The sequence below is a fragment of the candidate division WOR-3 bacterium genome (genome assembly GCA_013177935.1).
Taxonomy (GTDB): Bacteria; Hydrothermota; Tepidihabitantia; order Tepidihabitantales; family Tepidihabitantaceae; genus Tepidihabitans.
Genome location: JABLXZ010000004.1, coordinates 108386 through 134996 on the forward strand (window position 1 = coordinate 108386; position 26611 = coordinate 134996).

General features: G+C 53.8%; 27 protein-coding genes and 1 tRNA gene. 13 read left to right on the plus strand and 15 right to left on the minus strand.

The features are described from left to right. Nucleotides 1-7: 7 nt before the first annotated feature. Nucleotides 8-826, plus strand: a complete 819-nt coding sequence (nadC, locus tag HPY86_07145) for a carboxylating nicotinate-nucleotide diphosphorylase (GenBank protein ID NPV14691.1) — start codon at nucleotides 8-10, stop codon at nucleotides 824-826. Here the strand turns inward: nadC and dprA are convergent. From dprA to HPY86_07170, 5 genes are all read right to left on the minus strand, one after another. After that, nucleotides 823-1899, minus strand: a complete 1077-nt coding sequence (gene dprA, locus HPY86_07150) for a DNA-protecting protein DprA (protein NPV14692.1) — start codon at nucleotides 1897-1899, stop codon at nucleotides 823-825. The two genes, nadC and dprA, sit on opposite strands and share 4 nt — an antisense overlap. Then, a complete protein-coding gene (gene obgE / locus HPY86_07155; protein NPV14693.1) occupies nucleotides 1896-2873 on the minus strand; it encodes a GTPase ObgE in 978 nt (325 codons plus the stop codon). The genes dprA and obgE overlap by 4 nt, the downstream gene beginning before the upstream one ends. A 6-nt stretch (nucleotides 2874-2879) precedes the next feature. Beyond that, nucleotides 2880-3404 carry a pantetheine-phosphate adenylyltransferase gene (gene coaD / locus HPY86_07160; protein NPV14694.1) on the minus strand — a complete coding sequence of 175 codons (525 nt, stop codon included), beginning with the start codon at nucleotides 3402-3404 and terminating at the stop codon, nucleotides 2880-2882. Beyond that, on the minus strand, nucleotides 3401-3934 hold the full coding sequence (rsmD, locus tag HPY86_07165; protein NPV14695.1) for a 16S rRNA (guanine(966)-N(2))-methyltransferase RsmD: 534 nt from the start codon (nucleotides 3932-3934) through the stop codon (nucleotides 3401-3403). Before rsmD ends, coaD begins: the two co-directional genes overlap by 4 nt. Nucleotides 3935-4033: 99 nt before the next feature. Next, complete coding sequence (locus tag HPY86_07170; protein ID NPV14696.1) at nucleotides 4034-6994, minus strand: S8 family serine peptidase; 2961 nt, start codon at nucleotides 6992-6994, stop codon at nucleotides 4034-4036. A gap of 299 nt (nucleotides 6995-7293) precedes the next feature. On the opposite strand from HPY86_07170, the gene HPY86_07175 reads away from it, so the two are divergent. The 8 genes from HPY86_07175 to HPY86_07210 all read left to right on the plus strand — a co-directional run bounded on the left by HPY86_07175 (nucleotide 7294) and on the right by HPY86_07210 (nucleotide 12677). Next, complete coding sequence (locus HPY86_07175) at nucleotides 7294-7542, plus strand: hypothetical protein (protein NPV14697.1); 249 nt, start codon at nucleotides 7294-7296, stop codon at nucleotides 7540-7542. Between the two features lie 15 nt (nucleotides 7543-7557). After that, nucleotides 7558-7839: a hypothetical protein gene (locus tag HPY86_07180; protein ID NPV14698.1), complete on the plus strand. Its 282-nt coding sequence runs from the start codon at nucleotides 7558-7560 to the stop codon at nucleotides 7837-7839. Between the two features lie 25 nt (nucleotides 7840-7864). Further along, nucleotides 7865-8674: a fibronectin type III domain-containing protein gene (locus tag HPY86_07185; GenBank protein ID NPV14699.1), complete on the plus strand. Its 810-nt coding sequence runs from the start codon at nucleotides 7865-7867 to the stop codon at nucleotides 8672-8674. 99 nt (nucleotides 8675-8773) lie between these two features. Further along, nucleotides 8774-9607, plus strand: a complete 834-nt coding sequence (locus HPY86_07190; GenBank protein NPV14700.1) for a hypothetical protein — start codon at nucleotides 8774-8776, stop codon at nucleotides 9605-9607. Beyond that, complete coding sequence (locus HPY86_07195) at nucleotides 9604-9810, plus strand: hypothetical protein (GenBank protein NPV14701.1); 207 nt, start codon at nucleotides 9604-9606, stop codon at nucleotides 9808-9810. The genes HPY86_07190 and HPY86_07195 overlap by 4 nt, the downstream gene beginning before the upstream one ends. A gap of 20 nt (nucleotides 9811-9830) precedes the next feature. Continuing rightward, nucleotides 9831-10097, plus strand: a complete 267-nt coding sequence (locus tag HPY86_07200) for a cell division protein ZapA (GenBank protein NPV14702.1) — start codon at nucleotides 9831-9833, stop codon at nucleotides 10095-10097. A 195-nt stretch (nucleotides 10098-10292) separates the two neighbouring features. Next, on the plus strand, nucleotides 10293-11861 hold the full coding sequence (gene rny / locus HPY86_07205; protein NPV14703.1) for a ribonuclease Y: 1569 nt from the start codon (nucleotides 10293-10295) through the stop codon (nucleotides 11859-11861). A gap of 21 nt (nucleotides 11862-11882) precedes the next feature. Continuing rightward, nucleotides 11883-12677, plus strand: coding sequence for a TIGR00282 family metallophosphoesterase (locus HPY86_07210; GenBank protein NPV14704.1), 795 nt, complete (start codon nucleotides 11883-11885; stop codon nucleotides 12675-12677). Here HPY86_07210 and uvrA read toward each other — a convergent pair. Continuing rightward, the gene (gene uvrA, locus HPY86_07215; protein NPV14705.1) at nucleotides 12660-15500 is read right to left on the minus strand and encodes an excinuclease ABC subunit UvrA; all 2841 of its coding nucleotides are present in this window, start codon (nucleotides 15498-15500) and stop codon (nucleotides 12660-12662) included. The two genes, HPY86_07210 and uvrA, sit on opposite strands and share 18 nt — an antisense overlap. A 120-nt stretch (nucleotides 15501-15620) precedes the next feature. Between uvrA and HPY86_07220 the strand changes: the two genes are divergently transcribed. Then, a complete protein-coding gene (locus HPY86_07220; GenBank protein NPV14706.1) occupies nucleotides 15621-16862 on the plus strand; it encodes a tetratricopeptide repeat protein in 1242 nt (413 codons plus the stop codon). On the opposite strand, the gene HPY86_07225 is transcribed toward HPY86_07220, so the two are convergent. The 5 genes from HPY86_07225 to ftcD form a co-directional block, all read right to left on the minus strand. Further along, nucleotides 16835-17158: a DUF559 domain-containing protein gene (locus tag HPY86_07225; GenBank protein NPV14707.1), complete on the minus strand. Its 324-nt coding sequence runs from the start codon at nucleotides 17156-17158 to the stop codon at nucleotides 16835-16837. The genes HPY86_07220 and HPY86_07225 overlap by 28 nt on opposite strands. Beyond that, complete coding sequence (locus HPY86_07230; protein ID NPV14708.1) at nucleotides 17155-17637, minus strand: hypothetical protein; 483 nt, start codon at nucleotides 17635-17637, stop codon at nucleotides 17155-17157. The genes HPY86_07225 and HPY86_07230 overlap by 4 nt, the downstream gene beginning before the upstream one ends. 373 nt (nucleotides 17638-18010) lie before the next feature. Then, complete coding sequence (locus HPY86_07235) at nucleotides 18011-18631, minus strand: DUF4159 domain-containing protein (GenBank protein ID NPV14709.1); 621 nt, start codon at nucleotides 18629-18631, stop codon at nucleotides 18011-18013. A 3-nt stretch (nucleotides 18632-18634) separates the two neighbouring features. After that, complete coding sequence (locus HPY86_07240) at nucleotides 18635-19474, minus strand: PHP domain-containing protein (GenBank protein ID NPV14710.1); 840 nt, start codon at nucleotides 19472-19474, stop codon at nucleotides 18635-18637. Nucleotides 19475-19477: 3 nt separating this feature from the next. Next, on the minus strand, nucleotides 19478-20992 hold the full coding sequence (gene ftcD, locus HPY86_07245; protein ID NPV14711.1) for a glutamate formimidoyltransferase: 1515 nt from the start codon (nucleotides 20990-20992) through the stop codon (nucleotides 19478-19480). A gap of 141 nt (nucleotides 20993-21133) precedes the next feature. On the opposite strand from ftcD, the gene HPY86_07250 reads away from it, so the two are divergent. From HPY86_07250 to HPY86_07260, 3 genes are all read left to right on the plus strand, one after another. Further along, a tRNA-Leu gene (locus tag HPY86_07250) sits at nucleotides 21134-21215 on the plus strand. 43 nt (nucleotides 21216-21258) lie between these two features. Beyond that, nucleotides 21259-22467: a phosphopentomutase gene (locus HPY86_07255; GenBank protein NPV14712.1), complete on the plus strand. Its 1209-nt coding sequence runs from the start codon at nucleotides 21259-21261 to the stop codon at nucleotides 22465-22467. Further along, nucleotides 22460-22858, plus strand: coding sequence for a cytidine deaminase (locus HPY86_07260; protein ID NPV14713.1), 399 nt, complete (start codon nucleotides 22460-22462; stop codon nucleotides 22856-22858). The genes HPY86_07255 and HPY86_07260 overlap by 8 nt, the downstream gene beginning before the upstream one ends. On the opposite strand, the gene serS is transcribed toward HPY86_07260, so the two are convergent. From serS to ribD, 4 genes are read right to left on the minus strand one after another with little or no spacing between them, the layout of a single operon-like run. Further along, complete coding sequence (serS, locus tag HPY86_07265) at nucleotides 22841-24091, minus strand: serine--tRNA ligase (GenBank protein NPV14714.1); 1251 nt, start codon at nucleotides 24089-24091, stop codon at nucleotides 22841-22843. The genes HPY86_07260 and serS overlap by 18 nt on opposite strands. 45 nt (nucleotides 24092-24136) lie before the next feature. Beyond that, entirely contained in the window at nucleotides 24137-24973 is an 837-nt protein-coding gene (locus HPY86_07270; protein NPV14715.1) for a radical SAM protein, read from the minus strand. Then, nucleotides 24903-25514, minus strand: coding sequence for a riboflavin synthase (locus HPY86_07275; protein NPV14716.1), 612 nt, complete (start codon nucleotides 25512-25514; stop codon nucleotides 24903-24905). Before HPY86_07275 ends, HPY86_07270 begins: the two co-directional genes overlap by 71 nt. Further along, entirely contained in the window at nucleotides 25495-26610 is a 1116-nt protein-coding gene (ribD, locus tag HPY86_07280) for a bifunctional diaminohydroxyphosphoribosylaminopyrimidine deaminase/5-amino-6-(5-phosphoribosylamino)uracil reductase RibD (protein ID NPV14717.1), read from the minus strand. Before ribD ends, HPY86_07275 begins: the two co-directional genes overlap by 20 nt. Between the last annotated feature and the right edge of the window lies 1 nt (nucleotide 26611).

Below are 26611 nucleotides of genomic sequence, written 5' to 3' on the forward strand. Positions count from 1 at the left end.
AACCATTATGACTACCAGCCAACTAATCAAAGCCGCCCTTGCTGAAGACATCGGCAAAGGTGACATTACCTCCAACCTAATCGTCCCGGAAAAGACGAAAATAACCGCCCATATCGTTGCCCACTCCACTGGTATCCTTGCTGGTATTAAAATCTGCGCCCAGGTGTTTAAGACTGTTGACCGCCGCATCCGGTTTGAGGCGCTCTATCAGGACCGAAGCCGATTCCGCGCCGGTGCGGTTTTAGCAATGGTCACCGGTCCAGCACGGAGTATTCTCGCAGCGGAGCGCACAGCCCTTAACTTCCTGTGCCGGCTCTGCGGTATCGCCACACTAACCGACAAATTTGTCTCCCGGGTCAAGGGCACCAAAGCGGTAATCATTGACACCCGGAAAACAACCCCGGTCTTGCGGGAACTGGAGAAGTATGCAGTGCGTTGCGGGGGCGGGAAAAATCACCGCCGGGGTCTATACGATATGATACTAATCAAAGACAACCATCTTGCCATAACCGGTTCTATTACCGAAGCACTGGCGCGGGTCAAGACCAGCCGCCTGCCCGTCGAAATTGAAGTGCAAACCCTTGATGAACTCCGTGTCGCTCTCGCCGCTGGTGCCCGCCGCATTATGCTTGACAATATGACGGTACCGCAACTGCGCCGCGCTGTTCAGATTACCGCTGGACGGGCAATTCTCGAAGCCTCAGGCGGTGTCAGTCTGAAAAATGTTCAGCGCATCGCCCGTACCGGAGTTGATTACATCTCGATTGGTTGCCTCACCCATTCGGCACCGGCCGCCGATATCAGTCTGGAAATTGTTCGCTCTTAATCTCCCTGAACATAAAACTTACCGGGCAACTGCTTGACCAGACCTTTAACCTCTAATTGAAACAAGAGGTTCAACAGCTCAGCCATTGGCATTCCCACCAGTTCACAGATTTCGTCGATGTGCTTTGGCTCTGAATCAATCACCTTTAGCACCGGTTTCTCCTCATCCGCAACTGGAATTACTGCCCGCTCTTCCTGTTGTGCCTTCACTCCTAACCATTCCAGCACATCGTTGGTATCAGTAACAATTTTCGCCCCATCCCGAATCAGTCGATTCGTCCCCCGACTGCGCTCATCGCCAATCCTACCGGGAACTGCAAAGACCTCACGCCCCTGCTCTCTTGCCCATGCACAAGTATTCAAAACTCCCGATTTTTCTCCGGCTTCCACTGCGACGACCGCCTTCGATAGTGCTGAGATCACTCGATTACGTTTGGGAAAATTCATCGCCAGCGGCTCCATTCCCAAAGGATACTCACTTACCACCGCTCCCTGTTTAACAATCTCCTCAAACAATGGGCGATTTTCGGGCGGATAATAAACATCAATCCCGCAACCCAGCACTGCTATTGTTCTGCCTCCGGCTTCAAGTACGCCCCGATGTGCCATGGTATCAACACCCCTTGCCAATCCGCTAACTATCGTCACACCACCACGGGCAAGCTCCTGGCCCAGCCGCTTTGCCACCTGGGCGCCATAAAAAGACGGAACTCTTGTACCTACTACCGCCACTGCGAGTCGGTCCTGCTCACGGATTTCTCCCCGGATGAAAAGCACCGGCGGCATGTGTGGTACTCCCTTAAGGTTTTCCGGATATCCCTCCTCAAGATAACAAAAGACCTTAACACCTAACCGCTGTGCCTCATCGATTCGTCTCTGGAGTTCAGGCGGGCGCTGATAAGACGCAATCAGGCGCGCCAGATTCTCGTTGACGCCATCCACTTGCACTAACTCATCAACCTCAGCACCTAATATCCCTTCTGGACTGCCAAACTTTGCCAAAAGATTTTTCAATCGGAACTCCGTCATCCCGGGCACCGAGTAAAGGTCAAAGAAAAACTCTTTCCCCTTCATACAGCATTATTTTTAGGAAAGACGCGGCCAATAACTTCTTGCAAATCTGCCAAACCCGTACCGGTTAAGGCTGAAACCCAGACCACCGGCAAGTTAGCATTAATTCGGGGACGGTTATCACCCATCAAGTCGATTTTATTTACCACCAGTACCGCTGGCTTTTTTAGTAGTTCCGAATTGTACTGCCTCAACTCCGCCTGCAGGAGATTAAAATCTTGTTCTAATTTCCCTTGTGACCCATCAACTACATACAAAATCATCTTCGTCCGCTCAATATGGCGTAAGAACTGCAATCCCAGACCTTTTCCCTGATGAGCACCGGCAATGATACCCGGCATATCTGCAACCGTAAATCGCACCTGTCCATTATCAAGTACTCCTAAATTCGGGGCAATAGTTGTAAAAGGATAATCGGCAATTTTGGGCTTTGCTGCGGTCAAAGCCCTCAACAGTGTTGACTTTCCCGCATTCGGTAAACCAACCAGCCCAATGTCTGCGAGCAGGCGTAAAACCAATCGTAGCGTCCGCTCCTCACCAGGAGCACCGGGTTCTGCCTTGCGTGGCGCTCGCTCAACAGGCGTGGCAAAATGAGTATTACCCCAGCCTCCTCTTCCTCCTTTTGCCACAATCAATCGCTCACCAGGTTTAACCACCTCCCCCAGTTTTTCTCCGGTAACAGCATCGTACACATCAGTGCCCAGAGGCACTGGCAAAATCACATCTTCACCACTTTTCCCGTGGCGATTCTTACCCATCCCGTGCTGGCCGCGCTTCGCCTGATATCGACGCCGGTAAACAAAATCGGCAAGCGTCTGGAGGTGCTCATCACCAACAAGAATTACCGAACCGCCATCACCGCCATCACCGCCATCTGGACCACCTCGCGGTACAAACTTCTCTCTCCGGAACGAAACACAGCCATCTCCGCCCTCCCCGGCACGCACATAAATCAACGCCTCGTCAACAAATCGCATCGAGTATCAGTACTTGCCAAGCTTCTTCTTTAATGCTGCGACCACCGGCTCAGGCGCGAAACAGGACACCTCGCCTCCAGCACGCGCCAGTTCCCGTACCAACGATGAACTTAGATAAAAGTATCGCTCCGATGGCACAAAAAAAATCGTCTCCATCTCCGGCGCCAATTTCCGATTGGTCAACGCCATCTGAAACTCATAGTCAAAATCCATCACCGCTCGCAGTCCGCGTACCACCGCTTTCGCTCCCATTTCCCGTACAAAATCCACCAGAAGCCCGTCAAACCCCTCAACCTGAACTCGTTTCATCCCTGAGGTCACCTTTCTGACAAGTGCTATACGCTCCTCCCAGGTAAAAAGCGGATTTTTCTCCTCTCTCTTAGCCACACCAACAATCACCCGGTCAAAAAGGTGGCATGCCCGTTCAATCACATCAAGATGCCCAAGTGTAATCGGGTCAAAACTCCCCGGATAAACTGCAACCTTGTCTCTCTGCCTCCTATTCTGTTTCTCTTGCTCCGGGCTTTTCATAAAAACCTCCTGAAAAATGTTAGGACACTTTCACCATACCGCTCCTGGCGTTCCATTTTCCCTTGTAGGGGTACAATAAAATCCTCCCTAACACTATGCTCTAACACCAACACACCTCCCACCCTTAAAACCTCATACTTTAAAACCGCATCCACTACTTTCTGCCCCAACCCTTTTTGATAAGGTGGGTCCGCAAACACAATATCAAAACCGGCACCTCTAAGCTTCGGCACTACCCGCAACACATCACCTCTAATTATCCTGGTGCCGTCCAGTTCGGCAACATTCTCCTGAAGACATTTCAGCACTATCGCGCTCCTTTCAACAAAAACCGCCTCTTTTGCCCCGCGGGAAACCGCCTCAATTCCCAGGGCGCCACCACCGGCAAACAAATCACACACTCGCGCTCCTTCAACCTCATTACCGAGGATATTAAAAATCGCCTGGCGGACAATATCCTTTGTCGGACGGATTCCGGACCGAGGATAAACCAACCTGCGGCCTTTAAGCTTACCACCACTTATCCGCATTCAGGCAATATTAAAAACCTTTCTCAATCTGTCACTACACTGCCCGTATCGCTCGCTTTATCCGGTCCGTATTATCAACTCAATGGCTCTCGTCTTCGCTTACCGCAGCAAGAGCACGCGTTCTTGCACCACCCCTTCCGAACTCTCAAACCGAATAAAGTACACACCGGGACCCAGCCCTTTCGGCTGCCAGACAATCTGCCCCTCGCCCGCGGGTACAACTTTATTCATCACCTGTTCAACAACTCGACCCGTAACATCAACCGCTTCAATTCGCACCCTTCCGGAACCAGAAACCTGATAACGCACAACTGCCCGATTTCGGCTGGGGTTAGGCAAAATCTCTATCCCAGGATTAGTCATTAAGGTCGACAACTTGCTTCTATCTCGCGGGTCTTCGTGAAAACCAATATAACGGTGATACCAGGCACGGGCACTATCGGCATTAACCAGTACCTCATCTTCATTCGCGCCGCCGACAAACGCCACTGCAAAACGCCGGATACCAAATGGGTTTATTGTGAATGGTCCGGCGGCAGCAACCACCGCCCAGTTGTCCTGACGCGCTGGGTTCAGTAACTGAATCGCCCCGCTTAAAAACCGCCACTTCTGGGCATCTCGAAAAGCGGAGTCGGGTAGGTAGTAAATCTGCGGGTCAATCGCACTCAAATGGACACCAGAATCCGGCTCTAACACTCTAATACCGACCACTGGTCCCGAATCAACCCCTGGCAACAGATAAATGAAATGTCGTATTGTATCAGCTCGGCAGACATCGCCCGTCGTATCAATCGTAAAGTCGGCAAAAATGCCGGGATGAAAATTGTCGACACGCGAAGTACCATTGTTCTGGACATCAAATACCATTACCACAAAGTTTCGGTACCCGCTTCTGCCATCGGCATACGAATTCTGTGTAGTAACAAGATAACGCTGACGGGGATGATTGCGGTCTGAATACCACGCACGAAAATGCTCATCGCCCTTCAAGGGTGGATAGATATTGCGCACACTGTCCACCAGATAAAACTCGGTGTCGGGCGGTGCGGTAACCGGCTGGGTATAATATCGGTCAACGACATAGTTGGTGTCGGTCCCGAACGCAAAAGAGGCGTACCGCAGGACACTTGCGCTGTTTTTCGGATAACAAAATCCGCTTCCTTCACTGTCCGGGGCCAGATAGCCAATAGTCCCTTGGCAGGTAACGCTCAACCGGCAGTTATTGGTATCGTGGTCAATTACGAGTCTTCCTGGCATCCCGATCAGAAGCTCAAATCCCAGCGTAGTCGCATAATCGGTACTGTCTCCACTTACAAAAAGACTGCAGCGCACCACTGTACCCCGAACGAGTGCGGTATCAGCCAGGACCAAAAAACGGTCACTAAAATTGGCAACACTTTCCTGGCGAACCACCATCCCCCAGGTCCCGAGCGAATCAACAACCCTCAGTCGACTATCATACGAAAGTAATCGTGCCACCGTATTGGCACAATTGGCATTGCCCTCATTGAAAAGCCATGCCGCCAATGAAGCAGTTTCTCCCGGGTCAATATAGCCATCGTTGTTACCGGTCGAATCGCCAACAATTACCCGGCGCAGTTTTAACACCGGGCCACGGGGAACCGCTTGCACCGCCGCGAGGGCGTCGATTCTGCCGGCACCAAAGTCGTTGTCCTTGCCCGAAGGACCAAGGTCAACCGCGGTCACCTCAAGTATCGAATCCACCACCGCCGGCATCAAATTCGGATTCTTCGACAACATCAGGCAAACCGTACCCGCCACATGGGGCGTCGCCATCGATGTCCCATCCATCAAAGTATAACCACCACCCCGCAGACAGGACTTCACCGCTACACCGGGCGCACTCACATCCGGCTTGGTCAATCCCGGCGGATACACATAGTCGTTGTAGGGCGCTACCGTCTGCCAGGTCACAGGTCCCGGACTGGAAAAGTAGGCAATCGCATCCAGCGAGTCGGTCGCACCAATCGATATTATCCCGGATAAACTACCACTGCCCGTGTTCTGCGGATTCCACCAGGGCGGCGGCACATTGCCCGGACAACGCAACGCATTGGGCGGCGTGGCACTCTGCCGCTCATTGCCCGCCGCAACAATCTGAATCACTCCCGCCGCATTCACATTGTCCGCCACCTGACGCCAGGTCGCCTGATGCGGCGCCCACGCAATCATCCAGCCCAGTGACATCGTGTACAAATCCGCACCATTGCCCGGCGACAAGGGCGGCGCTACCACAAACTGCATCGCCTGCCAGCACTGACTCTCTGCCACCGAATCCGCCACCGTGCGCACCCGACAAACCATTATCCGCGCATCCGGCGCCACTCCACACTGACTGCCACTCGTCCCATCACTCGCCACCGTGCCCGCCGTATGCGTACCATGACCCTGCACATCCATCGGGTCGTTGGTGTTGTTCTCAAAGTTCCAGCCATATCGAGGATAGTTGGGGTCTTCCCACATGTGGTCGGCAAGGTCCGGATGGGTGTAATCACAACCGGTGTCTATGTGACCACACACCACACCAGCACCGGTAAATCCCTGCGCCCACACCTCAGGCGCCCGTATCTTACGCACACCCCAGGCAATCTCATCACCTCCATCAACCTCAATCTGCGGGTCAAGCAAATCTGGACACTGCACCAGGTCGTAGTTCACATAGTGCACATCCGCACGCGCCGCAATCCGCCGAATCACCTCCGGCGTCGCCTCACAGTACACCGCATTCACTATCCACATCGGCCTGATGTCCGCCACCGCTCCCGACTCCACATAAGCGTTGAGTTCCTTCAGCAAATCCGCCTGCTCCCGCGCCGCAAAATCACTCAATATCCGCGCCACCTCCACCCGCCGCTCGCGCCGCGGCATACCATCAACCAAAGAGTACAGCAAATCACGGTCAAACTGCCGCTTCAACACAATCTGCACCGGCAGACGACCACCATCCGCCTCAGCCAAACGCCGCTCTAAGTCCGGACTGATTAGCCCGAAACTTGCAGCGATGACAGTCGTTACCAACAACAACGTTGCTTTTTTCATAAACGCCTCCTGAGAAAGTTATCGAAAAAATTATATTCCCCATACCTGTCGGGTCAATGAAAACAACTTTTACAACATTGACTTGCCATAATGCATACGGCAAATTAACCCCACATCCCTTCTTATTTGGGCATTCAACCCTGATAATAAACTTCTTGACAACAGCGGTTGGATGCTTAAAATTATCACCAAAGCAGGCTAAGAGGTTTGTCTGGTTTTGAAAAGTACTTAAGATGACTCTTTAGCGGCGAGTCATCTTAAAAATAGGAAAATAAAATAAACCTAAAAAGGAGGATACTGTGAAAAAACTGATAGCCGCTTGTGCAATCGTCGCGTTAATCTTCGTCCTCGGCTGCCCGAGCAAGCCGGCAGAAGAGAAACCCAAACCGACTGCAGCGGAAAGTACGATGCAGGCACCGGCACCGGAGAGTGCGGCAACCCAGACGCCCGCGGAATCAACCGTGGCGCCAACACCCGCACCGACTCCAGCGCCTGCACCTGCACCGACACCCGAGCCAACTGGTAAACCTCCAAAGACCGGTCGTTAAAAGGGAGGGTTTCGTATGAAGAAACTCGCTGCCCTATTTCTGGTTGCTTCAATCCTGTTAGTCATTGGCTGCCAGGAGTCAGCCCAGGTTAAGGCACAGCGAGAACAGATGGCCACGCAGATAAAAACCCTCGAAGAAAAGGTCTCTACGCTCGAAACGAAAGTTGAGCAACTAACTGCGGACTTCACCAAACATATGGACGAGTTCCATAAGAAAGCACCGGCGAAAACCACGACCACGCCTAAATCCCAGACCGGTTCGCCATCTTCAGGAAAGCCAACAAAAGTTGGAAGGTAGGCTTATAAAAATAAAGGGAGGTTATATGAAAAAACTGTTACCGATTCTCAGCGCCCTTTTATGGGTGCTGATAGTCGTTATCTCGGCTGGCTCGGACTGCGCGAGTATCATCGGTGGTACACCTACCAATCTGAAGACCGCTGCTGAGACCGACAGTACAGTAAAACTAACCTGGACCGCTCCGGTTGAAGGAACACCGGACAAGTACATCGTCTACTTCAAAGCGGTTGATGCCAGCGCTTATGAAATGGTTGCCAATAATGTAACCACGACTGAGTTCGTCCACAACCCCAGCGGCAAGACCGGCACATACAAAGTTGCTGCCAAGTTCGGCTCTGAAGAGTACGAATCCCAGACCGTCTCAACCGTTCCGGTAGCAACATCAGCGGTAACCGTTGCCGAACTAAACGCGACGGGCAACTCCGGTTACGGCTGGGATAGGACCAGTGGTACCGGCTCTTCTTACTCAATGACTCAGGCAGCAAATGCCGCGCTTGTTGACTTCTACATCACTGACTTCCAGACAACTACCTATTCCATAGCCAGCCCTGACCAAGGTCCAAGCGATCCGGGCAATGTGGTACCTACCGGTTCATGGCGGGTCAACGCCATTGCCGGTCCTTTGACGAGCGAACAAAACCCCTTACCCGCGCACAGTAGCACCATCTACTTTAACTACCAGGACATCACCCAGACACCATTCCTTGCTGCCATCTACACGCAGGATGGTTACTACGCACTCGCCAAACTGGATGGCTTCAATTCCGGTGACAAAACCTATCAAGTTTCTGGCTGGTTCCAGCTCGTCAAAGGGTTACGGTTAATCCAGCACTAACACCGAAAAGAATCTAAAAGCCTCCGGACCAACCGGAGGCTTTTTTATTGTTGACAAGTGCCCGTTCTATCGTTAGCCTGATTTGTAAAAGGAGGATTTATGAAAAAGTATCTGGTTTTGCCTATAACGAGTTTCGCCCTTGTTTGTACCCTGCTTTTCGGGTGCGGTGTTATTGGTGGTCCACCCGCAAATCCGCAAATCGCGGCTGCCACCGACAGTACTGTACAACTTGTGTGGACCACACCGGCAGAAGGGATGCCTGACAGTTTTCTCATCTACTTTTGCCCTGCCGGTGAGTCACTCTTCACCGTAATCGGCGACACCACCGGAACCGGTTACATCCACAACCCTCAGGGTTTAACTGGCAAATACCAGATTAGCGCCATCTTTTCGGGCAAGGAGTACAAATCATCTATCATCCTTAGCACCATTCCGGTTTACACCGGCTCCAAGACCATCGCGGAACTGGACGGTGTTGGCAATGCCGGGTTTGGCTGGGACCGGGACTCAGGAACCGGCAGGACCTATTCAATCCGTCAGCGTGAAAATGTTGAAAAGATAGACTTCTACATAACCGACTTTACTACCGGTTCCACCTTGCCTTTCCACATCGCCAGTCCGGATATGGGACCATCTGACCCTTCCGGTGTTGTCCCAGCAGACTCCTGGCGCCGCAATGGATTTACCAACCCCCTGACTGATGAAAACAACCCGCTTCCTTCTGCCGCCGTGACAACCGACACATTTTACTTTACTTACACCACCATCCCATCAACCCTTCCCGCAATTTTCGGCTGTTATATCGCCGCTGACCACCACTACGCCCTGATTAAAGTCAAACAAGTTAACACCGCCAATTCCACTGTGGAAGTGGAAACCTGGTTTCAATTGATACCAAACCTGAGGTTAATCTACCACGCCTCCCAGCAATGAAAACTAACTTTCAACCCGACAAACGGTTGGTTAAGGAGTTTGATGCCCTTGAACAGAAAATCGATGCGGCAATCGAACTCATCAACCAACTACGTAAAGAAAATGAGCAACTGCGGGCAAAGATAATTGAACTGGAAAATCTCCAAAAAGTCGCCCGGGAAAAAATCAACAACATTCTTGACAGAATAGATACTCTGCTGTAAAGTTAAGAAACTGGGAGCCTATGCAGAACTTTGTTGTTACTATCTTTGGCAGTGAATACAATATCAAAGCCGACCGAGACGGCGAATATGTTTTGAAAGTTGCTGAAGTGGTTGACAAGAAAATGCGGGAAATCAGCCACCAGTACCATCAGCCCACTCCGGTCCGCACCGCGGTGCTGGCATGTATGAACCTGGTTGATGAATCCCTGCGCCAAAATGAAGCCGAAACCGAGTGGATGCGCCGTCGGGTAGGTTCGCTCATTGAAAAACTGGCAAAAGTGGTCTGAAATTTATAGGCTCCCTGCAGTGCCCGTGATAGTGGCTGAGTCTTGAGCCAACACCTGTAGACTGGGTGCCACGATAGAAAGGTGGAGTGCGCCCTCGGGCAGCGCGAAACCTTTCTGAGGCTCCCCCCTGTCTTATGGGTTCAGAGACTGCACTACACGACACTCGCAGGGTTTTGTTTTGTCTGAGGAGGAGATATGAACTGGAATATCGTTTTGACCATCGGGATTCCGGTGGTTTTGGGAGTTATCGGTTTTTGGATTGGGTTTCTTATCAATCGGGCAACGGCGCGGCGTTTTCTCGCTGCCCGGGAAAGTGATGCTGCGGCAATAATCGCCCAAGCGCATCGCCAGGCAGAGGAAATCCGGCAACGGGCTGAGATTGATGCCAAGGAGAGCTGGGAACGAGAGCGGGTTAAATTTGAAGCCCAGACCCAGGCAACACGCCGGGAACTGGAGCGTCTGGAAAGCAAAATCACCGAACGTGAAGCCTTTCTCGCCCGTCGGGAAAGCATCCTCACCCAGAAAGAGGTTGACCTGATTCGTAAGGACCGAGAACTGTCCGCCCGGGAAAAACTCACCCGGGCAAAAATGGAGCGACTTGACCAGTTAATTGAGCAACAAAACACCCGTCTGGAAAGAATTGCAGGAATGTCGTCCGAGGAAGCACGCCGCGAGTTGCTCCGTAACCTTGAGAACGAAGCCCGACTTGAAGCCGCACGGATGATGCGGGAGATAAAAGAAGAGGCGAAAGCGCGGGCTGAAGCCGAGGCACGAGAGGTCATCGCCGCGGCAATCCAGCGCTGTGCCATCTCCCATGTTGCGGAAACCACGGTATCAGTGGTAAATCTGCCCTCAGACGAACTCAAGGGCAGAATCATTGGCCGGGAAGGAAGAAACATCAGAACATTTGAATCCCTCACCGGAGTTGAAGTGATGATTGATGATACCCCGGGCGCAATCATCATCTCGGGCTTTGACCCGGTCCGCCGCGAAGTTGCCCGTCGGGCAATGGAACGGCTGGTTTCGGACGGCAGAATTCACCCGGCACGGATTGAAGAGGTCGTTGCACGGACCCAGCAGGAAATGGAAGAGATAATCAAAAACACCGGTGAAGAGGCGATTCTGGAACTGGGCATAGTTGGTCTCCATCCGGAACTGGTAAAGCTTCTGGGTCGGTTGCGCTACCGCACCAGTTATGGGCAGAATGTCCTTCTGCACAGCAGGGAGGTTGCCTACCTTGCCTCCTTGATGGCTCAGGAACTGGACCTGGACCCGGCAATCGCCAAACGTGCCGGACTCCTGCACGACATCGGTAAAGCCGCTGACCAGACAATGGAAGGTACCCATGCCCGCATCGGTGCTGAACTTGCCCGGCGTTACGGCGAAGAGCCGCTCGTCATCAATGCTATAGCCGCGCACCACGAAGAAACGACACTCGACTCACCTTATGCCTTCCTGGTTGCGGCTGCCGATTCGGTTTCCGGTTCCCGTCCTGGAGCCCGCAGGGAAAGTTTTGAAACCTACATCAAACGGATTGAAGGGCTGGAAGCGATTGCCGCCTCATTCCCTGGAGTGGAAAAGGCTTATGCGGTTCAGGCAGGGCGTGAGATTCGGGTCCTGGTCGAACCGGACAAGGTTGGTGACCAGGATGCGGCAGAACTTGCCGCCCGGATTGCCGCACAAATTGAGACCGAAATGAAGTATCCGGGCCAAATAAAAGTAATGGTCATCCGGGAAACACGAGCGGTTGACTATGCCCATTAACACCTGAATTAAACCGTGCTGATTCGTATCCTATTTCTCGGCGATGTGTGCGGTGAACCAGGCCGCCACGCCGTATCACTTCTGCTTCCTGCACTGCGCTCCGAACTGAAACTTGATTTCATCGTCATCAATGCGGAAAATGCGGCAGGTGGCTACGGTATCACCCGGCGCCTTGCCGAAGAACTCTTCTCGGCTGGCGCCCACTGCCTCACCACCGGTGACCACGCCTTTGACCGAAAGGAGTCCTGGGAGTTTCTGTCCACCGAACCGCGTATCCTCCGGCCCTTAAATCTGCCCTCAACCGCACCGGGCAGAGGCTGGGGCGTCTATCAGTTACCCAATAATAATCGTCCTGTTGTCGTCATAAACCTTTTGGGCAGAGTGTTTATGAAACCGGCAGACTGCCCATTTCAACGGATAAAGCAGGTGCTAACAGAAATCGAGCCGCTTAACGCCATTACCATCGTCGACTTTCATGCTGAAGCGACCGCGGAAAAACAGGCGCTGGGCTATTTCCTTGACGGCAGAGTGTCCGCGGTCATCGGCACGCACACCCACATCCAAACCGCGGACGAACGCATCCTGCCCCGCGGTACTGCTTTTATTGCCGATGCTGGAATGTGCGGTGCGTTTGACTCCATCCTCGGAATGGATAAAGAATCGTCCCTGCGCCGCCTGATTGAACTGGTGCCGGTGCGTCTCCAGCCCGCAACCGGCGACATTCGGATTAGCGGTGTCGTCATTGACATCGATGCAGAAACCGGTCAGGCACAAAAAATCGAGCGGCTCAATCGGCCTTTAACCGGTTCGGCTTAAAAGCGGTTTGAGAAATCTGCCGGTCCAGGATTGGGCACAGCGTGCTATTACCTCAGGTGGACCGGCACAAACAACTCTGCCGCCCTCTTCACCACCTTCCGGACCAAGGTCAATTATCCAGTCGGCACATTTGACAACCTCAAGGTTGTGCTCAATCACCACCACCGTATTGCCCCGTGCCACCAGCCGGTTCAAAACCCCCAAAAGCAGTCGCACATCCTCAAAATGCAGCCCGGTTGTCGGCTCATCAAGTAGATAAAGAGTCCGGCCCGTGGCGATTTTGGAAAGTTCCCGTGCCAGTTTGATACGTTGCGCCTCACCGCCGGAAAGGGTTGGTGCCGGCTGTCCCAATTTTATGTACCCCAGCCCTACATCCTTCAAAAGTTTCAACTTCCGCTCAATCGGCGGGATATTGACAAAAAAGTCGTATGCCTCATCAACGCTCATCTCCAGTACCTCACTGATGTTCTTGCCCTTGTACTTCACATCAAGCGTCTCCCGATTGTAACGCTTTCCCTTACACACCTCACAGGAAACATAAACATCGGGCAGAAAATGCATCTCAACCCGGATAATACCATCGCCGGCGCAGGCTTCACATCTTCCGCCCCGAACATTAAAAGAAAATCGGCCCGGTTTATACCCGCGCATCCGTGCCTCGGTTGTTCGGGCAAAAAGCTCCCTTATCGGTGAAAACGCATTGGTATAGGTTGCCGGGTTGGAACGGGGGGTTCTGCCAATTGGTGACTGGTCAATGTTAACAACCTTATCAATCTTATCCAGTCCAACAATTCGGCGATGGGCGCCAGGCTTTTCTGGTGAACCATAGAAGTACCGTGCCAGCGCCCGATAAAGGATGTCCGAGATTAGAGTACTCTTCCCTGAGCCCGAAACACCGGTGACACAAACAAACAACCCGAGGGGAATCTCAACATCAATGTCCTTCAGATTGTTCTCACGACAGCCCTCAATCCTTAGCCAGCCCTGTGCCGGTTTACGCCGCGTTTCGGGCAAATCAATCCGGCGTCGGCCCGAAAGATAGGCACCGGTCAAAGACTCCGGACAGGCTTTTATCGCCGCGGGTGGACCCTGTACCACCACCCAGCCACCATTGGCACCGGCACCAGGACCAAGGTCAATAACCCAGTCCGCCTCAAGAATCGTCTCCTCATCGTGCTCAACCACAATCACCGTATTCCCGAGGTCGCGCAGACTCTTCAATGTTGCGAGCAGTTTTCGGTTGTCCCGCTGATGCAGCCCGATTGACGGCTCATCCAGAATATACACTACCCCAACCAACCCTGAACCAATCTGGGTTGCCAATCGCACCCGTTGCGCCTCACCACCGCCTAAACTTTCAGTTGTCCGGTCCAGGGTTAAATATCCAAGACCAACCGCCTCAAGAAATCCGAGCCGACGCCGCAACTCCTTCACCACCTCGTGAGCAATCGCCTCATCCTTCTTACTGAGTTTCAACTGGTTGAAAAACCGGTTCGCCTCCTGCACCGAAAACCGGCTCACTTCGGCGATATTCAAGCCCGCAACCTTCACCGCCAGCGCCTCCGGTTTTAACCTTGCCCCGTTACATTTCGGGCAGGGCAGAACCGACATAAACCGCTCCACCCAATCCCGTCGGGCATCAGATTCGGTCTCCCGATAAACCCGCATCAGAAAAGGCACCAGCCCCTCAAAACGGTCCTCCCAGGAGTACTCCCAGCGCTCATCCTCATACTTATACTGCAACTCCTCCTCGGTCCCAAAGAGAATCACCCGCCGTGCCGTTGCCGGCAAATCTTTCCAAGGCGTATCGAGCCGGAACCGATACTTCCGGGCAAGCGCCTCCAGTTTACTCAAAAACCAGCCGCTCTTTTCCTTTGCTTCACCCCAGGGCACGATGGCACCGTCAAGAATTGACCGATTCGGGTCAAGAACCAGCCGGTCCGGGTCCACCTCCATTTTGCTACCCAGACCATGACACTCCGGACAGGCACCGTAAGGCGAGTTAAACGAAAAAAGCCTGGGCGAAATCTCCTCAAACGAAAACCCGCAGTCCGGACAGGCAAACGCGGCGGAAAAGACGCGCTCCTCACTTTGCTCCCCTTTGCCCTTTTGCACTAAGACGATGCACTTTCCCTGCCCTTCCTTCAAAGCCAGTTCAACCGAATCGGCAATTCGCTTCCTGGCATCCGCTCGCACCGTCACCCGGTCAACAACCAGTTCAATATTGTGCTTCTTATACTTCTCCAGAACCGGCACCTCCTCAACCTCGTATATTTCACCGTCAACCCGCATCCGGACATAACCCCTTCGCTTTGCCTGACTCACCAGTTCCCGATACTCGCCCTTTCTGCCCCGCACCAGTGGCGCCAGAATAACCAGACCTGTGCCTGCCGGTTCGCTGAGCAGATTGTCAACAATCTGGTCGGTTGTCTGAGAACTGATTGGCTTATCACACTTCGGGCAGAAAGGTTTCCCAACCCGGGCAAAAAGCAGCCTTAAATAATCATAAATCTCGGTTGTTGTACCCACGGTTGAACGCGGATTATGGGCGCTACTCCGCTGCTCAATTGCAATCGCGGGCGAAAGTCCGGTAATCTGGTCGCAATCCGGCTTCTCCAGCATCCCGAGAAACTGTCGGGCATAGGTTGAGAGCGACTCAATGTAACGGCGCTGACCTTCAGCGTAAATCGTATCAAACGCCAGCGACGACTTTCCCGAACCGGAGATGCCGGTAATCACCACCAGTTTATTGCGGGGAATGTCAATATCAATACTCTTAAGGTTATGCTCGCGCGCACCCCGAACCGAAATCACATCGTCCATCATCGCGAATATAAAGTATAAACCCAATGACCTCAGGGTCAACCCCACCCAAACCGCGCTCTGGTTTGTAAATCTGCCGTTATTACTTGCATTCGGACCGGTTTCAGATAAAATGAGTTGATGAACAACGCCTCCCAACCCCAGAGTGAACCCACCCGCCTTCCGAAAGAAGGAAATGGGTCCCCGGGTATTGCTCAAGAACTGCTTAAAGAAGCCCTTGACGCCTTTTACCGGGCCGATGACGAAACCGCACTCGAACTCCTCCTCGGCGTTCTCGAACTAAACCCCGACAACCTGCGCATTCACTATCTTGCTGCGCTGTGTGCCGCCATTATGACCGATGAGGAGACACTGGAAGATGTTTACCACCAGGCACGGAAAAACAAAACCCGCCATCCTTATGTGGTTGGCTGCGAGGCGGTGCGGGCGCTCTTCTTTGCCAACTTTGAACGTGCTGAACACCTTTTCAATCTTGCCCTGCGCTCCCTGCCCGACGACATCGACCTGAACCTCGGGCTTGGTATCCTCTACGACCAGATGGGCGCCGAAGAAAAGAGTGCCGCAATTTACCTCCGGGTTCTGGAACACGCCCCGGACAACATCCGTGCCCGCATCTCCCTTGGCATCAGTTACGCCTTGAGTGGCGAATATGTCAATGCCCTTGCCCAGTATCAGTACGCCAAACGGCTTGACCCAACGGTTGAAAACCCGCATCAGCACCTGGGCCGGGACTACTATGCCGAAGGGATGTTTGACGAAGCGGCAAACGAATTTGCCCAGGCAATTACCGAAGAACCCGAACAACCTGCCGCCTACTTCTATCTGATGGACTGCTACAAACGGCTGGGGATGCTCGACGACGCCATCGATGTTTACGAAACCATCCGCAGCCGTTTTGCGCACCAGCCCGAAATCATCAGCCGCTTTTACGAACACTTCCGGATGTTTACCGAAGCCATCCCCCTGCTTGAGCAACTTTTGAAAAACAACCCGCGCGATGTTGAACTCCTGGTCCGTCTTACCACCGCCTATCGGGAAACCAGCCGATTAAACGACGCCATCACCACCCTGCAACGGGCGATTGCTGAAGAACCCGAAGGTGCCGCACTCTGGACGCTTCTTGCCGAACTGCACTATGCGCGCAACGAATACACCCAGGCGGTTGCTGCGGCACAGCGGGCGATACAACTTGACCCCAACGAAGAAGAGGCTTACACCGTGCTCGCCGATGCCCTGCTCTTTCTGGGTAGAATTGAAGAGGCGGAAAAAGCCGAGCGCCAGATGAACACCATCCGCGACGAAGCCTGGCGCCGGTACCAGCAAAAGTTTTCCGGTCAGGACGAAATTGACGAACCGGAATAGCCCTGGTCCAGACCGCCCAACTTCGCCACCATCTCCTTAATCAACGCCACGCAACCACCAGCATTCCGTCTGATTTCTTTGCCGCTAAACCGCAAAATCCGCCAGCCCGTAACCGTCAGGTAGTTGTCCCGATTCCGGTCCGCCTCAGCGCGCGCCACCCCGGAATGGTAAAGTGCGCCATCGCACTCCACATCTAACGCACCATCCCGACAGAACAGTGCAAAGTCAAGAAAGTAGCCGTTGGTTTTCCCACCCACATAAACCTGACGCTCGGGCGCAAGCCCGGCACGCTTCAACGCCCGGTAAAGTTTGTCCTCAATCGGGCTGGCCAGTAAAGGTCGTTCACCTCTTCTGCCCGCATCAACCGCTCCAGAGTTGTCGGAATAAACACAATCCGGCGCCACCGTTTACTGGGAACAGACCGGGGCAAAGGCATTAAGTCACTTACCATTATCTGATAATAAAACTGGTTTGCCCGGGGATGTCGGCTCTCTTCCGGTAAAATCTCGCTTCGCAACACCCGCCTCATCCCCTTAACTCTGGCATAGTAGTTCACCGCCCATTTCTCGGCGCCAAAAACTGCGGTCTGATAAAAGGCGAGAAATTGAACCCGGTTTAATCCCTCGGGCGCCTTTTCCACCGGAATCCGATACCAGTGCCGCTCCCGGAGAATCTGCCAGTCCTTTCGCCTCGTGACCACTGCCACCAGCGCCGGTGTTTCAACTTTACCGTGACTTATTCTGCCCCAGGGCAAACGCTTACCGGCACCGCTCATCACCTCAATTTATTACTCAACTCCTCGCCGTCAACTGTGAGCAACAACCCTGCCTGACTAACCGTTTTAATGGTGAAAATCTGCCGTTCGCCACCCGAAAAAATCCTGCGAAACACGAACCAAAACCGTTGTAGAGTAAGTATACTTTAAAGTATACTGACAAAAACTGGGCGATTTTGTCCAACTATTTGTAATTAAGCAATTTAATGTGTATCGCCCCAATTTTCCCTACCCAACCCCGGGGTAGTTTCCAGGATGGTAAGGGAAATTGTGGTTTATCTGCCCTCCCGTATGATTTTATTGGTGCCTATCAGTTTTTTCCTCTACCCTATTTCCGAACCACTTTGGGGATTCCCCTGCCTCTCCAATTGTGTTAGTTAGTCACAAACCAGGTGATGATGTTGATACCCATCCGCAGCGCCTGTTCTCGTTTTTCCGGTGGGTCGTTGTAACGGTCGGTCCAGCCATCCGACACATTGGAGTTGTAGGTGTAAAAGACCACCATTCTGCCGCCGACAAATATGCCATAACCCCGGGGTGGTCCTTCATAATGCTCGTGGATTTTCGGCGGACCCTCAGGAAAGTCGTAAAACGAATGGTAAATCGGGTGGTCAAAAGGTAACTCAACCAGGTCCGAGTTCGGAAACACCTTTTTCATCTCGCGGCGGAACGACTCGTCCATTCCATAGTCGTCATCCGCATAAAGAAAACCGCCTGCTTCAAGATAGTGGCGCAACCGCCTGACCTCCTCGTCACTGAAACTGACATTACCGTGCCCGGTCATAAACAAAAACGGGTACTGATAAAGTTTTTCGTCTATCAGGCTCACCTGTGCCTCGTCCGTACTCATTTTGATGCTGGTGCGCCGGTTTATCTCCTGACACAGGTTGGGAATCAGTTCCGGGTCGTTGTACCAGTCACCCCCACCACCGTATTTCAACCGGGCGATTTGAAACTGACCCAGCAGGATTAAGATAAATAGCAGCAGGCCCATCAATCAGGACCTTTTCAACCGTGCCTTGAGCGCTGCGAGATATTTGTAAGGCAACCGCACATCTCCCAGGTAAATTCTGCCAAACTTTCTGCCGCCGTGACAGTCACTGCCCCCGGTCACAAGGAGCCGGTTCTTAGTCGCAATCTCAAGGTAATGGGCAGTCGCCCGGTCGTTGTGCTCTGGATGCCACACCTCAATCCCATCAACCCCGGCAGCAATTACCGGATAGAGCAAATCGTCATTGCCGTAAGTTGCCGGATGGGCAACAACCGCCAGTCCGCCGTTTTCATGGATAAAATTCACCACCTGCGCTGGTGTCAATCGCATCTTCGGGATGTACGCCGGCGCGTGGTACCCGATGTAACGCTCAAACGCCTCGCTCAAATTCGCCACCGCACCCGCCTCAACCATCGCCTGTGCCAGATGGGGTCTGCCAACCGCACCGGCACCCGCCAGTTCCCGGACCCGGCTAAACGAAACCACAACGCCCATTTCTGCCAGTTTCTGCACCATCTTCTCTGCCCGCTCCAGCCGGCGCTGCCGCACCCGGGCGAAAAACTCCTGGACCTCGCTCCGCCGGTAATCAAAGTAATAACCAAGGATGTGAACATCGGTACCATTGACATTACAACTGAACTCGGCTCCGGGCACAACCTCAATCCTTCGGCTGCGCGCCGCCTGCAGCGCCCGTTCAATCCCATCAACCGAGTCGTGGTCGGTAATCGCCACTGCGGCAAACCCGAGCTGACCTGCCCGGATGATTACCTCTTCAGGGGTGAATAGACCATCAGAGAAAATCGTATGGGTGTGCAGGTCAACAAAATCTTCCCTACGATTTGCCACCTGCTATCCCATTCTTCTGGTAACGAGTTCCAGATACTCCTTGACCAGCCCCTCCATCTCCGCTGCCATCTCGTCTAACGCCTCACGCTTCTCGGCAACAAAACTGCTGTCTTTAATCCCGGCAAGGTTTATCAGCACATTGAGCCGTGCCCCGCGAAATGCGGCATCAAGGTTCATCGTTCCCACGCCCGCATCACTGATCGAACTCTTGTTCCCGTACTCAACCACAGGCCGGCACAACTTCAGGGTCTCCAGTGCCAGTTGCATCGTCCGGAATGGCACCTCAGCGGCAACCTTTAACGCCTCGCTCACCGCCTTTTCCCTTTCCTGCCGCTCCAGTTCGGTCATCTTTGGCATCTTGTATGCCGCCATCACCTGCTTGAAACTCGCCGCATCCTCCTCAATCAAACTGATAAACCGCTCACGCCGGGGAATCAGTTTCTCCTTGACCGCGGTCATCTCAGCATCAAACTCCTCGTACCCCTTCTTGCCAATCGTCAGGTTTGCCACCATCGTCATCAAAGCGGTGCCGATTGCGCCGTTGAGCGCCGCAGCAGAACCGCCGCCGGGCACCGGTGCGGACGAAGCCAGTTCTGCGAGAAAGTCGGGCAAACCCTGTGCCGGCATCAACCGATTCTCAAGAATCTGGTCGCTCTTGAAACTGTTCAACTGCAGATAGAACCGGGCACAGGCAACCAGTGCCGCCTGTGGCACGAGCCCAACAATCTCCGACTCCAGGACCCCAACCCCCCAGCGCTGCGCCTCGCGCTTTACCGTCTCAAACACCCGGTAAAGCGGGGTCTTGGTGTAGTCGGTCATATTGATTGACACCTGGACGCAGTTCTTTTCCTTGATTTCAAAACCGAGCGCCTTGACATAACGGAATCCGCCATCCCGGAACCGAATCGCCTTGGCGATGCGTTCGGCAATCTTAACATCGTTCGTTCCTAAGTTGATATTGTAGGCGATAAGCGGTGCCCGAACCCCAACCACCGTGGCACCTGCGGTCGGATGCAGTTCGGGCCGACCAAAGTCCGGTGCCCGTTCCGGGTCGGTCTTAATCGCCTCACGCAAACCCTCAAACTCACCCTTACGGATATTTGCCAGGTCCTGACGGTCGGGCCGGGTTGCTGCCAGTTCGTAGAGATAAACCGGAATCCCTAACTCATCGGCAATCCGCTTGCCCAGCCGTTTTGCCAGTTCAATGCACTCCGCCTGGGTAACGCCGGAAATCGGCACAAACGGCACAACATCGGTCGCACCGATGCGCGGATGTTCACCCTGATGCTGGGTTAAGTCAATCAACTCTGCCGCCATCTTGGTCGCCCGAAACGCCGCCTCAAGAACCGCCTCCGGGTCACCAACAAAACTGATGACTGCGCGGTTGTGGTCCGCATTCATCTCCTGGTCGAGCACGCTGATACCGGTTACCGAACGGATAGCGCCAACAATCTTCTCAATAACCTCGGGCCTTCTGCCCTCAGAAAAATTGGGGACACACTCCACGATTCTTCTCATTCTTTAACTCCTTTAATTTTGCTGTTTTTTATCATACCCGGCGTCGGTTTGCTGTCAAACCCTGCCCCGATGCTGCCGAATCGGTCGCTATTGTTGACAATTCGCCATCGCGCTCTATAATCAATTAAAGTTAATGTTTACGCCGGGGTGGTGGAAATGGCAGACACGCATGGTTGAGGGCCATGTGCTTTGCGGCGTGCAGGTTCAAATCCTGTCCCCGGCATTGACCTTATTCCGGTCCGGTTCCGGAGTAAAAGGATAACTCGGTGCGGGAAAAACCGCTTTCCCAGCGTCGCGCCCTAATCATTGTGCTGGACGGTGTTGGCTGTGGTGCCCTGCCTGATGCGGACCGTTTTGGCGACCAGGACTCAAACACCTTAAAAAACCTCGCCTGCACACTGAACGGAATTTCCCTACCCAATCTTGGCTTGCTTGGTCTGGGTAACATCATAGACCTAACAGGTGTGCCACCGGAAAAAGAACCGCAAGCCGCCTATGGCAGAATGGCGGAAATGTCCACGGGCAAGGACTCAACAACCGGACACTGGGAGATTGCCGGTGTCATCACCACCGAACCGTTTCCGGTTTTTCCAAATGGGTTTCCGCAGGAACTGCTCAATGAGTTTGAACGCCGAATTGGCAGAAGGGTTATCGGAAACATTGCGGCCTCCGGCACCGAAATCATCAATCGCCTGGGTGAAGAGCACCTGAAGACCGGTTTTCCTATTGTTTACACCTCAGCGGACAGCGTGTTTCAGATTGCCTGCCATGTTGATGTTGTACCGGTGGATGAACTTTACCGGTTCTGCCTTATCGCCCGCGCAATGCTCACCGGCAAATATCGCGTTGCCCGGGTTATCGCCCGGCCCTTTGCCGGCAGACCGGGCGCATTCTACCGGACCCCGGAACGCAAAGACTTCTCCTGTCCGCCTTCGCAGCCAACGCTTCTGGACAATGTCAAAGAGGCTGGACTGGCATCAATCGGCATCGGCAAAATTGACGATTTGTTTGCCCATCAGGGGCTGACCGAAGTTTACCATTCGGTCAACAATCAGGAGTGCATCGACTTCACGCTAACCGCACTCAAACAGTCTAAACCAGGACTTATCTTCGCCAATCTGGTCCAGTTTGATATGGACTGGGGACATCGCAACGACCCGGCCGGTTTTGCCCGCGGCTTGACCGAGTTTGACCGGCGCCTGCCTGAACTCATTGCCGAACTCCAGCCCGAAGACATTATGGTTATCACCGCGGACCATGGCTGCGACCCGACAACACCTTCTACTGACCACTCCCGGGAGTATGTGCCGCTTCTCGTGTATGGAGCACCGGTTCGTGCCGGCACGAACCTTGGCACCCGTTCCACATTTGCCGACCTTGGGCAAACCATCGCCCAATACCTCAGGGTCAAACCAACGCCGGCTGGTAAGTCCTTTCTCAATGAGATAATAAAACCCGGAGCGCAAAATGGATAGGTCAACCCGTGCCCGTTTGATTAAGGCTGCCCGCGCTGCTGCCCAAAGGGCTTATGCCCCTTATTCAAAATTTCCGGTCGGTGCTGCAGTTCTGACCGCACGCGGTAAAATTTACTCCGGCGCCAATGTGGAAAACGCCTCCTATGGCTTGACCGTGTGCGCCGAGCGCGTCGCCATCTTCAAAGCGGTGTTTGCGGGCGAAACAGAGATAACCGGCATCGCCATCTTCACCGCTACCGAACAACCAACCCCACCCTGTGGTGCCTGTTTACAGGTCATCAATGAATTCAGTAAGAATCCCACCGTTATCCTTGTTAGTCGCAAAAAGGTTTTAACCTTGCGGCTGCGACAGCTCCTGCCGCTTGGATTCAAATTAAACGATTCGCTCTAAACCGTTCATATACGGTCTGAGGACCTCAGGGACAACAACCGAGCCGTCCGCCTGTTGATAGTTCTCAACAATGGCGATAAAGGTCCGGGGCAGAGCCAGCGCAGAACCGTTCAGGGCATGGGGATAAAAGGTTTTGCCATCTGCACCCCGCGCCCGAATCTTTCCCCTTCGGGTCTGAAAATCTTCACAGTTGGAGATTGACGACACCTCCAGCCATCTGCCCACACCTGCTGCCCACACCTCAAGGTCGTAAGTCTTTGCCGACTGGAACGCAATGTCCCAGGCTGCCAGCCGCTTCACCCGATAGGGCAAGCCCAGCATCTGCAGCAGACTTTCCGCCTCAGCCCGCATCTCCTCCAAATCGGTATAAGAACGCTCCGGTGTTGTAATCCGTACCAGTTCCACCTTGTCAAACTGATGGATACGAATCATTCCCCGCACATCCCGGCCATAAGAACCCGCCTCCCGCCGAAAACAGGGGGTATAGGCAACTAACTTCTGGGGCAGTGTTGCCGCATCAATCGTCTTCTCCCGAAAATAGGCAACCAGTTGTGGCTCAGCAGTGGGAATCAGATAAAAGTTGTCCTCCGGTATCGCATACATCTCACTCTCAAGATTGGGTAACTGTCCCGCAGTTTCGAGGGTTGCAGGATTGGCAAGAACCGGCGGCATAATCTCGGTGTAGCCGTAACGGTGTACCGCGGTATCAAGGAAAAAGTTGATCAGCGCCCGCTCCAGTTTTGCCCCGGCACCCTTAAAAAGGACAAACCTTGAACCCGCGAGCCTTGCCGCCGCCTCAAAATCAACAATCCCCAGCGCCTCACACAAGTCCCAGTGCGCCAGGGGTTGAAAATCAAACGCCGGTACTGTTCCGTAAGTGCCAACTATCTCCTCTTCCGCGGTGACCGAAGAATGGACCCGATTGGGCAGCAGTTTTGCCAGTTCTTCCTGTTCCGCCTCAATCACCTTTAACCGGGCTTCAATCTCCTTAACCTCCTCTGCCAGCCTTTTTGCCCGCTCCAGCAGTTCGGGTTCATCCTTTCTTTCCCGCTTTGCCCGGGCAATCGCTTCGGAACCCTGGCGCTGCTCGTGACGGGCTTCATCCCGCCTTACCACCAGTTTGCGCCGCACCTCATCCTGCTCCAGAATCCGGTCAAGGGAAACCGTACTCCGGCGCAACTGTAAAATGCGCCTTGCCTCATCCGGATTCTCCCGGCAGAACTTCAAATCCATTGTGCTAATTCTATTTCAAACCCTTGCGGCGTCAATCAAAACCCATCAGAACACAACTCCGCCTTCCAAGCCTGCCTGGTGCAGTGCGCGGAGAACCAGTTCCCGCAACCGTTCTGCATAATCTTCTGGTGCCCGGCAGGCTTGCTCAAACGCCGGTAGTGCCTGAGGCCACTCCTTTTGCAATAATGGCTTCAGCACCCCCATCTTACTGCCTAAATAGTTTAACCGGTCAACAAGAACCCGCCGCACTCCGACCTGGGCAATCTGGTGAAAAATCTCAAAAAGGGTCTCAAAAGAGTCGCTAAAATAAGGCAAAACCGGACCGACAAACACGGTCACCGGCACTCTCGCTTCTACCAGCCGTTTTGCTGCTGCAATCCGCCGTTCCGGTGTTACCGCACCCGGCTCAAAGAGCCGCTGCACTCGTTCGTCAAGGGTGGTGATGGTCAGTTCCACGCTAAATCCCGGATACCGTTGCAACAGATTGATATCCCGCACAATCAGGTCCGACTTGGTCAAAACCTCCACCGGAAACCCGGCACCACCGAGAATCTCAAGCACCGCTTGACTCAACCGAAACTCGGCTTCAACCGGCTGGTACGGGTCGCAAACCGTGCCGAGGTAAACCCTGCCGGGTTTTTTCCGCTCCTGGCGTAAAACCGCGGGCAGATTGACCTTTGCCTCAACAAACCTACCCCAGGGTTCACTAACCGGGAAGTAGCGGAGCATAAAACTGGCATAACAGTAAACACAGGCGTGGGTACAGCCAAAATAAGGGTTAATTGAGTAATCAGCGCCCGGCAGACCGCTTTTACTCAGCGCGGTGCGGCACAAGCGGGTGCGGACCCTGACCCCGCTGGGCAGCCTTGACAAGGATGTCATACTCAAGATTGACCCGCGTCCCAGCCCGGCATCGGTTTAAGGTTGTCCGCTCCCAGGTAAAGGGGATCAAATTGACCCAGAACTCCCCGCGCTTGACCCCGGCGACCGTTAAACTGACACCGTCGATTGCCACCGACCCCTTTTCCACCAAAAGGTTAAAACTCGCCTCTTTGACCGCGACAAAGAGCCGGTGCTCGTTGCTCCGGTGTTCGAGCCGCCGCACCGTGCCCACCTCATCGATGTGGCCCAAAACAAAATGTCCGCCGAGACGGTCCGTAAAACGCAAAGCCCGTTCGAGATTAACCGGTGTTCCGGAACGCAAATCTCTTAGATTGGTCCGTTTCAAAGTCTCCGCCACAACCTCAACCTCAAATCGGCGCCGCGCCACACCCACCACCGTTAAACAGCAGCCGTTAACCGCTACACTTTCACCCGGTTGCAACTCCTGGGCAAAATCTGCCTCAATCACCAGGCGCCGGTTACCCTGTTTCGGGACGACCCGAACCACCTTGCCGATGGTTTCAACTAAACCGGTAAACATAACCTTCGGTCAGAATGTCCTCTCCCAGCTCGATGTGGCGCACATCCTTCAAAACCAATGCCCCTTTCAACGACCGCGGACTCATTCCCACGCTGAAACTCTTACCCGGACCTAAAACCTTGGGTGCCTGAAAGAAGTACGCCTTATCAACCACCCCTGCTTCCAGTGCCGAACTCACCACCGTGGCTCCGCCCTCAATCAGAACGCTCATCACCTGCCGTCGGTAAAGCTCAGCCAGGATATCCTGCCACCTGAGTCGGCCCCGGCGTTCCATCCGCACCCGCACCACCTCAGCACCTTTTTGCCCCAGCCGCCTTGCCTTAGCACCGTTGCCGCTTGCCGTGAACACCAGCACCCTGTCCGGCGCGTCAAAAAGCCGGCTCCGGAGCGGCAAGCGCAAATCAGAGTCAAGCACGATGCGCAACAACCGCTTCTCTTTGTTTATCCGGCAGGTCAAAAGCGGATTGTCGGTGATGACGGTATTAACACCCACGACCACCGCATCCGCAATCAACCGCAACTGCTGCCCTGCCGCGCGCGCCCGCTCGCCTGTAATCCACTGTGACTCACCCTCACCGGTTGCCATCATCCCGTCCAGACTCATCGCCACCTTCAGCATCACAAATGGCCTATGCTCCTCCATAAATGTAACATACGCCTCATTCAACCGCTGCGCCTCTTCACGCAAAAGCCCGGTTTCGACCACAATGCCCTGCTGCCGCAGACATTTCACCCCTTTACCCTGAACCCGCGGATTCGGGTCAATCATCGCCGCAATCACCCGTTTGATTCCCGCCTGCAGCACCGCGGCGGTACAAGCCGGCGTCTTACCCTCAAAACAACACGGTTCCATCGTCACATAAAGCGTAGCACCCCGCGCCGCCTTACCCGCGGCTTTAATCGCCTCAACCTCAGCATGCAAACCACCAAAACGCCGGTGAAACCCTTCGCCCACAATCTTACCGTTTTTTACCAGTACCGCACCAACCATTGGATTGGGTGACACCAGTCCACAACCCTTTGCCGCCAGCTCCAGCGCCCGACGCATAAAACGCTCATCCTCCGCGGTCCATCGTCTGTACTTTGTATTTGCCATC